The organism is Phenylobacterium sp. (assembly GCF_025934275.1).
Classification (GTDB): Bacteria; Pseudomonadota; Alphaproteobacteria; order Caulobacterales; family Caulobacteraceae; genus Phenylobacterium.
The window spans coordinates 1-8,749 of record NZ_JAICYI010000090.1; the positions used below are offsets into that span (position 1 = coordinate 1).

The following is an 8,749-nucleotide window of genomic DNA, read 5'->3' on the forward strand; positions in this document are numbered from 1 at the left end:
AGGCGGCGGCCTAGCCGATCCGGCGCGGCGTCCTCGACAAGGCGCAAGCTGGCGGCGCCCGCGCGGCCTGGGCCTGTCAGCAGCGCCGGCGTGGCCGCGGGAACGGCGACCTTTTCACCCTGGACGTCCTCGCCTCAGCGCGCCGACTGGAAGGCGGCGATCGGCGCCGGCTGGAACACCTCGACCACGTTGCCCGAGGGGTCCTCGGCCAGGATCTGCGAGCCGCCCGGCCCGGTGACGATCTCGTTGCGGAACTTGACCCCCCGCGCGCGCAGCCGCTCCACTTCCGGCCCGATCTCCTCGACGATGAACTGGAAGCGGTTCCAGCCGCCGGGCTCAGGCTCGCGCCCGTCCGGCATGGGCCGGCCGGCCGAGCTCATCCTGCCGCTGAGCAGAAGCCGCAGCGGCCCGCGCTCCACGGCCCCGAAGGCCGGCGAGGCGAGCACCACGCTGAAGCCGAAGTTGCCGACATACCAGTCCACCGCCTCCTGCACGTCATGGACCATGTACCGCACCATCACCTGGGTCTCGCTCATGGGATCCTCCTTCGGGATCGGTTCAGGGCGCGAGCGTGCGCCGAAGTAGGTTCTGCAGCGCCGCCACGGTGGCGTTGCGGTCCATGCCGCCGGCCACCGCCCTGGGCGCCTCGTCGATGGCCGCGTACAGCAGCCGCGCCGTGGGCTCCGGATCGACCGCGCCGAACGCGCCCGCCTCCTGGCCCGCGCGGATGATCGCGGCCAGCCGCACGATGGCGTGGTCGCCAAGCGGCCGGCGCTCGGCGAAGTCGGAGTGGAACAGGGCTTGGCCGATGCCTTGCCGGGCGCTGGCGAAGTCGATGTAGGCGCCGGCCAGCCAGTCCAGCACCGCCGGCCAGTCCACCGGCCCGTCCACCTCGGTCGGCAGCGGATAGGTCGCGTCGAACTCCGCGGTCAGCCGGTCGCGCAGGGTCTCCAGCAGGTCGTCCCAGCTCGGGAAGTAGAGGAAGAAGGTGCCCTTCGCCACGCCCGCCTCGCGGACCACATCCTCGACCCGCACCCGCGAGCCGTGCTGTTGCAGCAGCCGCTCGGCGGCCTCGACGATCTCGCGTTTGCGCGCCTCCGGGGAGAGGCGCCGCCGCAGCGGCTTGTCCATCGGTCCTTCCTAATGACTGTCGGTCATTAACTACTGACCCCTGGTCAGTGTCAACCCGACGTCCGGCGCGCCGTCGAGCCAATCCGGGCCCTGTTCGACGCCGGCGTGACGGTCACCATCGGCAGGGACGATGCGCTGGTCTTCGGCCGCTCCGCCTCTTCGCTAGGCGGCGATCGGGAGGGGCGCCCAGACCGCCGGGTCGTCGTCATCGCGGCCCGGAGGGCGGCGTCGGCCGGCTGCGGGCGTGCGGCGCACCCGCCGCCGCGTCCGCCGCGCCGCGATCATCCGCCGGCGCCCGGCGATCGCCCGCACGACCTGGCCCGCGGCGCGGATCGCCCCGGCCGCTCCGAGCAGGCAGGCGAGCGCCATCACCTCGACGTACGTGCCCACGTCGACGGCGGCCAGGTAGGCGAGCCCGTCCGCGCCCACGGGAAGAGCGATCATCGCGCCGTCGATCTGGGCGTAGGCGATCAGCGCCGCCAGGCTCGCCAGCGCCGCCACCGCCAGGACGACGTGGACCGTGCGGATGCGCGACACTCGCTCTGCGATCCGTTCCGCCAGCCGCCACATCGGCCGGCCGACCATGCTCGCGGGCGCCAGGCGGCCGAACACCACGAGCAAGCCAAGCACCATTGCGATCATTGCTGAGTTCCGCCCCGGCCTCACCTGGGAACGGCCCAGCCGGCTGTCAACGGAGGCCCCGTCAGCCGCGATAGCCCTCCCACAGCCACGCCAGCGCCGAGGGCAAGGTCGCCTGCAGCACGCGGAGGTCGCCATGACGGCCCCCGAGCGAGAAGGTGAAACGGTGATCGTAGCCCTTGGCGGCCAGCGCCTGCGCCATCCGCTGGTTGGCGAGCGGCCAGTTGTGCCAGCTCTCCTCCGGGTCGTCGTGGTGCAGGTCCTTTTCGCCCACCTCCAGCCAGACGCGCAGCCGCTTGCGCGGCGCGGCGGGGATCAGCGTGGCATGGTACTCCCAGGCGCCGCGCGGGCTCTCCGGGTTCGGCGGCGAGGCCTGGTTGACGAAGGTGCCGGAGTAGCAGAGCACGCGCCGCCAGCGGTCGGGCCGGAACCAGGCCATGGTGAAGGCGCAGGCCGCCCCGGAGCTGACCCCCATGGTGGCGCGGCCGTCGGGGTTGTCGGTGAGCGCGACGCCGGTGGCCTCGCTCACGCGCGGCAGCACCTCGGTCTCGATGAAGTCGGCGTAGCGCCCGGAGAGGGTGTCGTATTCCAGGCCGCGCTGCGAGCCCTGCGCATCGCCGCCGCCACTCTCCACCAGCACGGCGACCATCGGCGGAACGCGGCCCTCGGCGATCAGGGTGTCGAGCACGCGCGGCAGGTGGTTCAGGTACAGGCGCCCGTCCTGCGCGACGATGATCGGCGCCGGCGCCTCCTTCGCGAGCTGCGCCGGGACATAGGTCCAGACGGTCCGCAGATAGGGGTCCGGAACGGATTGCTCGTGGTGCTCGGCGGCGATCCGGTTGCCCCACGCATCCCGCCGGCCCGTCACCTCGTTCTCCAGCCGGCGGATGCCGGGGTAGATGGCGCTGTCGCGGCTGTCCATGACGAAGGCGCCGACCGTCCCGCGCGGCGTCGCCGGCCCGAGCGCATACTCCGGCGCGATCTCGAACTGCGGTCCGATGACGGCGTGCGCCGCCTCGCTCATGCGGCTTTCGCGAGCGCCGCGCGATACGGCGACAGGTCCCACCCCGGATAGCGCGCCTGGGCGCGCGCCAGCGTGGTCTCGGTCCAGAACGGATGTCCGGGCGGCTGCACGCCGAAACAGGCGAGCTGTTCCGGCGTCGCATGGTCGAAGATCCGCGCCCAGGGTTGGGTGTGGTGGAAGGGCCAGGCGTGGAAGCCGATCGCCTCGTCGCCGGCCTTCTTCCAGCAGCTCATCAGCGCAAACCGGCGGCCGTTCGGCGCCGTCAGGTTCGTGCCGCGGTGATAAACGTCGATCGTGTAGGGCACGACCGATCCCGCCGGCGCCGCGCTCGAGCGCTCATAGGCCGAGAGCCCCGCCTGCAGCTTCGCCTGGGCCTGCGGGTCCTGGCTGAGGGTGGCGTCCGGGCCGGCCACCTTGGCGCTGTCGGTGCGCGGCACGTAGTGCATCGCCCCGTGCGCGTCGCTGACATCGGTGAAGTAGCAGAGGATGGTCACCGAGTTCCTCGCCTCGTCCTCCGAGGGCGCCGTCAGGGTGTGGTTCGGGAAGTCGCAGTGGAACGGCTGGTCGTAGTCGGACTCACCGGTGAACTTGGCCCAGGCCTGGCACTGGTAGACGTGGACGGCCTCGGCGTTGAGCGCGGCCCTGGCGAAGGCGATCAGCGCCGGGTGCACGCCGATCAGGTTGAGCGCCGGCGAGCAGGGCAGGGGCACCGGCGCGACGCCCTTGAATTGCGAGGGATGGAAACGCCCGACCATGCCCTCGGCCTTGCGCTCCAGCGCCTCCTCCGCGCCGGCCGTGCGCCCGAACACCGCCTCGAAGTCGGCGACCACCGCGGCCGTCTCCTCGCGCGTGAAGAAGCCCGGGATCACCACCGCGCCCTCGCGCCGCCAGGTCTCGACGTCTTCGGGCCGGAACCTCTGATCTGACGCGAGCGCCGCTCCGTCCGCCATCCGCTTATCTCCTACCTGGCCCGTCAGCGGATCGCCTTGGCCAGCTTCTCGATCGACTTCTCCAGGCGGGTGAAGCCCTGGGTCATGCAGGCCATGATCGCCTCCGCCTCGGCCCCCGGCTGGGCTTCGGCCGCGCCGTTCGCCTTGCCGCGGCGGCCGTTCGCCCGCTCGCGCACGCAGGCGTAGGCCTCGCGCAGCCGCCGCCCGGAGTCCTCCTCCTCGGCGATGTACCACTGCAGAAGATTGCAGGTCATGGGGTCGTACTCGCCGTCCGCCATCTTCGCCTTGATGTCGCGGAAGGTGTCGCGCGCCTCGCCCCGCGCCGGGCCGACCTTCTCGAGGTCGGAGATGCGCGGGTCGGCGAACTTGGCGAGCCGCTCGCCGTCCGCCGGGTCGCGCTTGGGCTTCAGCGAAAACCCGAGCTCGGCGATGCGCCGGCAGAACACCTCGCCGTGGCTCTTCTCGCGCGCCGCCACCAGCCGCAGCGTGCAGGCGAGGTCCTCGTCGGGCGTCACGTCGGCCCAGGCTTCCAGGTATTGCCCGGCGCGGCTCTCGGCGAGGGAGATGGCGTTCAGAAGGCCCAGGTAGGCCGGCTTCTCGGGCGCGGTCGTCGCGGCCATGGCGTTGTCTCCATCGGACTTGGTCCCCGCAGCTAAGCGCATTCCGAAGGGTCACCGCAACGCCGTTCGCCGAGCGCGGGCGCGCCTAGCCGCCCATGTACCGCGGCAGCCAGTCCTCGTGGGCCTGGCGCAGGCGCGCGAGCGAGAGGCTGAAGACGCCCGGGGCCGCCAGCTCGTCGCCGCCGGCCGCGCCCACGATGCGGGCCGGGACGCCTTGGGCCTCGGCGGCGGCCAGCAGGGCGTCGCCCGCCGCCGTCGCCACCAGATACCGGCCCTGGTCCTCGCCGAACAGCCAGGCGTGGGCTGGGAGCTCGTCGTCGGCGTTCAGCTGGGCGCCGCAGCCGGAGGCCAGCGCCATCTCCGCCGCGGCGGCGATCAGCCCGCCGTCGGAGAGGTCGTGCACGACCGAGACCTGCCCGGACTGGATCGCCGCGCGGACGAAGTCGCCGTTGCGCTTCTCCGCCGCCAGGTCGACGGGAGGCGGCGCGCCGTCCTCGCGCCCCGCGACCTCGCGCAGGTACATCGAGCATCCGAGCTCGCCCCGGGTCTCGCCGATCAGCACCAGGTGCTGGCCGCCGTGCATGCCGGCGAAATCCGCTCGCCTGGCGTAGTCCTCGAGAAGCCCAACCCCGCCCACGGTCGGCGTGGGCGGAATCGCGGCGCCGTTGGTCTCGTTGTAGAGGCTGACGTTGCCGGAGACGACCGGGAAGGAAAGCGCCCGGCAGGCCTCGGCCATGCCGTCGATGGCGCGCACGATCTGGCCCATGATCTCCGGCCGCTCGGGATTGCCGAAGTTGAGGTTGTCGGTGATCGCGATCGGCGTGGCGCCGATCGCGGTGAGGTTGCGCCAGGCCTCGGCCACCGCCTGCTTGCCGCCTTCGTAGGGATCGGCCTGCACGTAGCGCGGCGTCACGTCCGAGGTCACCGCCAGCGCCTTCCGGGTCCCGTGCACGCGCACGATCCCGGCGTCGGCGCCGGTCGCCGAATCCTCCAGCGTGTCGGCCATCACGTGGCGGTCGTACTGCTCCCAGATCCAGCGCTTGGAGGCCATGTCGGGGGCGCTCACCAGCGTCAGCACGGCTTGCGCGTAATCCCCGGGCTCCGGCACGTCCGCCGGCGCCAGCCGCGGCTGCGGCGCGGGCGCGACCCACGGCCGGTCGTAGAGCGGCGCGTCCTCGAACAGGGGCGCCAGAGGCACGTCGGCGACCACCTCGCCTCTGTGCCGCAGCACCAGGTGGCCGCTCTCGGTGGTCTTGCCGATCACCGCAGCGTCCAGGCCCCATTTCTCGAAGATGCGCCGCCCGTCGGCCTCGCGCCCGGGCTTGAGGATCGCCAGCATCCGCTCCTGGCTCTCCGACAGCATCATCTCGTAGGCGGTGAGGCCGTCCTCGCGCTGCGGCACGGCGTCGAGGTCGAGCTCGATGCCCAGGCCGCCCTTGCCGGCCATCTCCACCGACGACGAGGTCAGCCCCGCCGCGCCCATGTCCTGGATCGCCGCCACCGCGCCCGAGGCCATCAGCTCCAGCGTCGCCTCGATCAGCAGCTTCTCGGCGAACGGGTCGCCCACCTGCACGGTCGGCCGCTTCTCGTCGGAGGCCTCGTCGAACTCGGCCGAGGCCATGGTCGCGCCGTGGATGCCGTCGCGGCCGGTCTTGGAGCCGAAGTAGACCACCGGCAGCCCCGGCGCGGGGGCCGCCGAGTAGAAGATCTTGTCGGCGTCGGCCAGCCCGACGCACATGGCGTTGACCAGGATGTTGCCGTCGTAGCCGCGGTGGAAGTTGGTCTCCCCCGCCACGGTCGGCACGCCCACGCAGTTGCCGTAGCCGCCGATGCCGGCCACCACGCCCGCGACCAGCCGCCGGGTCTTCGGGTGGCCCGGATCGCCGAACCGCAGCGCGTTCAGGAGCGCCACCGGCCGCGCCCCCATGGTGAACACGTCGCGCATGATCCCGCCGACGCCGGTCGCCGCCCCCTGGTAGGGCTCGATGAACGACGGGTGGTTGTGGCTCTCCATCTTGAAGACGCAGGCCTGGCCATCGCCGATGTCGATCACCCCGGCGTTCTCGCCCGGGCCGCAGATCACCGCCGCGCCCTTGGTCGGGAACTTGCCGAGCTGCCTCTTCGACGACTTGTAGGAGCAGTGCTCCGACCACATCACCGAGAAGACGCCCAGCTCGACCAGGTTCGGCTCGCGGTTCAGCCGCCGCACGATCAGCGCGTACTCCTCGGCCTTCAGGCCGAACTCGGCGGCGGTCTCGGCCAGGGCCTTGGCGGGCTGAGCGCTCATCGCGCGGCTTCTAGCCCGCTTCTCGCGCCCACGCGATAGGGGGAACAATCGCCGGGAGCCCCCGTTGGTCGGCGGCGTCTGGCGCCTCCCGCGCGCCGCAGTAGCAAAGGTGACACGATGGCCGACAACAGCAACAACCGCCGGCAGGGCGACCGCCGCTAGGCCGGCCGCACCTCCACGACGAAGGGCCGGGGCCCGCTCACCCCCGGCCCTTTTTCTTGTCCACGAACCACACGAACAGGACCGCTGGAGCGCTGCCCGCTCAGCACCAGAACCTATGCGCTGGCGAGCGCGCTCTGGAAGAGGATGGCGCCGTCGGCCGAGCCGAGCTCCGGCTCGAACGCCCGGTCCGGATGCGGCATCAGCCCCAGCACGTTGCCCCTGTCGTTCACGACGCCGGCGATCCGCCGCGCCGAGCCGTTGGGGTTCTGCACGTAGCGGAACACCACCTGGCCCTCGCCCTCCAGCCGCTCCAGCGTCGCCTCGTCGGCGTAGTAGTTGCCCTCGCCGTTGCCCACCGTCATGGTCACCTGCCGCCTGCCCGCGTAGCCCGCGGTGAAGCGGGTCTGGGCGTTGGTCACCTCCAGCGCCACCGGCTTGCAGACGTACTTCAGGCCCTCGTTCCTGATGAGCGCGCCGGGCAGGAGCCCCGCCTCGCAGAGGATCTGGAAGCCGTTGCAGATGCCGACGATCGCCACGCCCCGCCCGGCCGCCGCCTTCACCTCGGCCATCACCGGCGACAGCGCCGCCATCGCCCCGCAGCGCAGGTAGTCGCCGTAGGAGAAGCCGCCCGGCAGCACGATCAGGTCGACCCCCTCCGGCAGCGTCGTCTCCTTGTGCCAGACCATCGCCACCTCGGCGCCCGTGGAGCGCTCGATCGCGGTCCTGCAGTCGCGGTCGCAGTTCGACCCCGGAAACACGACGACGGCGGCTTTCATGCGCACTCATCCAGCACGGGCGTCGGCTCGCGGGCGTCGGCCGAGGCCCCAAGGAGCCCAGCCACGCGGCCGCAGGCCGCAGGAAGGAACCGCAGAAAACGCGGAAAGGCGCAGAAAGCCGAGATCACGCTCCGCCCCCTTCCGCGTCCTTCTGCGTTTTCCGCGGTTCAAACGGCCGCGCCTGCGGCGCGCTCCGGTTTGGCCGGCAGGGCAGGGCCCTCACCCCACCTCCACGCGGTAGCTTTCGATCACCGTGTTGGCCAGGAGCTTCTCGCACATGGCCTGCACCTGCGCCTCCGCCTTGGCCTTGTCGCCGGCCGCCAGCTCGAACTCGATGGTCTTGCCGACCCGCACGTGCCCGACGTCCGCCCAGCCCAGGCCGTGCAGCGCCTGCTCGACGGCCTTGCCCTGCACGTCCAGCACGCCCTCCTTCAGGAACACATGCACCTTGGCCCGCATCGTCAGTGCAGACCTCCTTGGATCACCGTCGGCATCTCCTTCATGATCCCCAGGCGCCTGGCCACCTCGGTGTAGCTCTCGATCACGTTGCCGAGGTCCCTGCGGAAGCGGTCCTTGTCCAGCTTCTCGTTGGTGGCGCTGTCCCACAGCCGGCACGAATCCGGGCTGATCTCGTCGGCCAGGATGATGCGCGCGAACTCGTTCTCCCAGATCCGCCCGAACTCCACCTTGAAGTCGACCAGCGTGATCCCCACCCCGCCGAACAGGCCGGTCAGGAAGTCGTTCACCCTGAGCGTCAGGGCCATCATGTCGTCGATCTCCTGGGTCGAGGCCCAGTTGAAGGCGGTGATGTGCTCCTCGGCCACCATCGGGTCGTGCAGCTTGTCGTCCTTCAGGTAGAACTCGATGATCGAGCGCGGCAGCGCCTGGCCCTCCGGCACGCCGAAGCGGTTGGAGAAGCTGCCGGCGGCGATGTTGCGGCACACCACCTCCAGCGGGATGATCTCCACCTCGCGGATCAGCTGCTCGCGCAGGTTCAGCCGCTTGATGAAGTGGTTCTGCACCCCGATGGTGTTGAGCCGCGTCATCACATATTCGCTGATCCGGTTGTTGATCACCCCCTTGCCCTCCAGCACCGCCTTCTTGGTGGCGTCGAAGGCGGTGGTGTCGTCCTTGAAGTACTGGATCAGGGTGCCGGGCTC

10 protein-coding genes are annotated in these 8,749 nt (G+C 71.3%); all 10 read right to left on the reverse strand.

The features are described from left to right. Window positions 1-134 precede the first annotated feature (134 nt). Window positions 135-536 (reverse strand): VOC family protein, encoded by a 402-nt coding sequence (locus tag Q0W60_RS16780; protein ID WP_297697230.1) that lies wholly within the window; start codon window positions 534-536, stop codon window positions 135-137. A gap of 22 nt (window positions 537-558) precedes the next feature. Beyond that, window positions 559-1,131, reverse strand: coding sequence for a TetR/AcrR family transcriptional regulator (locus Q0W60_RS16785; RefSeq protein ID WP_297697231.1), 573 nt, complete (start codon window positions 1,129-1,131; stop codon window positions 559-561). A 162-nt stretch (window positions 1,132-1,293) separates the two neighbouring features. Next, complete coding sequence (locus tag Q0W60_RS16790) at window positions 1,294-1,773, reverse strand: hypothetical protein (RefSeq protein ID WP_297697232.1); 480 nt, start codon at window positions 1,771-1,773, stop codon at window positions 1,294-1,296. A 61-nt stretch (window positions 1,774-1,834) separates the two neighbouring features. Next, window positions 1,835-2,794, reverse strand: coding sequence for an alpha/beta hydrolase-fold protein (locus tag Q0W60_RS16795; protein WP_297697233.1), 960 nt, complete (start codon window positions 2,792-2,794; stop codon window positions 1,835-1,837). Further along, a complete protein-coding gene (locus Q0W60_RS16800) occupies window positions 2,791-3,744 on the reverse strand; it encodes a phytanoyl-CoA dioxygenase family protein (protein ID WP_297697234.1) in 954 nt (317 codons plus the stop codon). The genes Q0W60_RS16795 and Q0W60_RS16800 overlap by 4 nt, the downstream gene beginning before the upstream one ends. Window positions 3,745-3,767: 23 nt before the next feature. Then, the gene (locus Q0W60_RS16805) at window positions 3,768-4,364 is read right to left on the reverse strand and encodes a hypothetical protein (RefSeq protein WP_297697235.1); all 597 of its coding nucleotides are present in this window, start codon (window positions 4,362-4,364) and stop codon (window positions 3,768-3,770) included. An 85-nt stretch (window positions 4,365-4,449) separates the two neighbouring features. Beyond that, window positions 4,450-6,651 carry a phosphoribosylformylglycinamidine synthase subunit PurL gene (gene purL, locus Q0W60_RS16810; RefSeq protein WP_297697236.1) on the reverse strand — a complete coding sequence of 734 codons (2,202 nt, stop codon included), beginning with the start codon at window positions 6,649-6,651 and terminating at the stop codon, window positions 4,450-4,452. A 275-nt stretch (window positions 6,652-6,926) separates the two neighbouring features. After that, the gene (purQ, locus tag Q0W60_RS16815) at window positions 6,927-7,589 is read right to left on the reverse strand and encodes a phosphoribosylformylglycinamidine synthase subunit PurQ (RefSeq protein ID WP_297697237.1); all 663 of its coding nucleotides are present in this window, start codon (window positions 7,587-7,589) and stop codon (window positions 6,927-6,929) included. A gap of 219 nt (window positions 7,590-7,808) precedes the next feature. Continuing rightward, entirely contained in the window at window positions 7,809-8,048 is a 240-nt protein-coding gene (gene purS / locus Q0W60_RS16820) for a phosphoribosylformylglycinamidine synthase subunit PurS (RefSeq protein WP_297697238.1), read from the reverse strand. A gap of 2 nt (window positions 8,049-8,050) precedes the next feature. After that, a partial coding sequence (gene purC / locus Q0W60_RS16825) for a phosphoribosylaminoimidazolesuccinocarboxamide synthase (protein WP_297697239.1) occupies window positions 8,051-8,749 on the reverse strand: 699 nt, incomplete at its 5' end.